Annotated in this window: 2 protein-coding genes; both read left to right on the top strand. The window is 26.6% G+C overall.

What is annotated here, in order from left to right:
* Nucleotides 1-213: hypothetical protein (locus CN514_RS26225; protein ID WP_217993952.1), on the top strand; the 213-nt coding region annotated here is incomplete at its 5' end.
* Nucleotides 210-1136: glycosyltransferase family 2 protein (locus CN514_RS21655; RefSeq protein ID WP_098234353.1), on the top strand; the 927-nt coding region annotated here is incomplete at its 3' end. The genes CN514_RS26225 and CN514_RS21655, both read left to right, overlap by 4 nt.

Raw genomic sequence — 1136 nt, 5'->3', positions numbered from 1 at the left:
ATTATGGATTTATATAAAAAATCCTGTCAGTTCACAAAGCAAGAAAAATTAGCATTTATACAAAACGTATTGATAAAAGAGGAAAAATATTTAAAGAATTGCAGTACCCCTGATCCATTAACTTATATTTTAAAAGGGATTATTAGTACAAAAAATAGCATTATCATATTGTTTTTTGCAAAATTATTGAGCATAAAGAGAGGGTTTAGATGAAAATAAGTGTAATAGTAGCTGCTTTTAATATTGAAGACTATATTGGAAATTGTTTAAAATCTATTATTTCACAAACATATAAAAACCTAGAAATAATCGTTGTAAATGATGGATCGACTGATAAAACGATAGATATAATTAATTTTTATGCAAAGAACGATAAAAGAATTGTAGTGATTGATAAACCAAATGGGGGACTGAGTTCTGCAAGAAACGCAGGATTAGATTTAGTAACTGGTGACTTTATTGGTTTTATTGACGGTGATGATTATATTAATGAAGAAATGTATGAAAAGCTATACAATTTATATAAAGAAACACATTGCGATATAGCGGTGTGTGGTCATATTAGAAAATACTCAAATAGAGAAGTTTTTACCAATACAAAAAAAACCATTCATTATAATACTGAGGAAGCATTGGAAGAATTAATTGGGAGTAAATCTCTATTTGATTATGCTTGGGATAAGCTTTATAAAAAAGAATTGTTTGATAATATCAGATATCCAATAGGAAAAATATATGAGGATGTTTTTACAACATATAAATTATTTTTAAAGTCTAATAAGATCGTATCGGTTGATGAACCTTTATATTATTATATCCAGCGTGACGGAAGTACTTTAAGAAAAGGATTTAATAATAAACAGTTTGATCAACTCGATGCAATAGAAGAAATAAATAGTTTCTTTAGTGAAAAAAATATTATGACTTACGATAAGGTTTTAGAGGCAAGAATATTAAATATAAAATGTAGGATGCTGTTTGATATATGTGCGGGAAATGCGACAAAGGGGACTAGTCTTCATGAAAATACAGCAAAAAAACTAACAAAAGATATTATCAAAAAGCCAATAAATAAACTATTAAATAAAAATATTACGTTTTTTAGTAAATTAATTATATTACTATCACTTCCAGGT

The sequence above is a fragment of the Bacillus sp. AFS001701 genome (genome assembly GCF_002559405.1).
Taxonomy (GTDB): Bacteria; Bacillota; Bacilli; order Bacillales; family Bacillaceae_G; genus Gottfriedia.
This window is presented reverse-complemented; position numbering and strand designations above follow the sequence as displayed.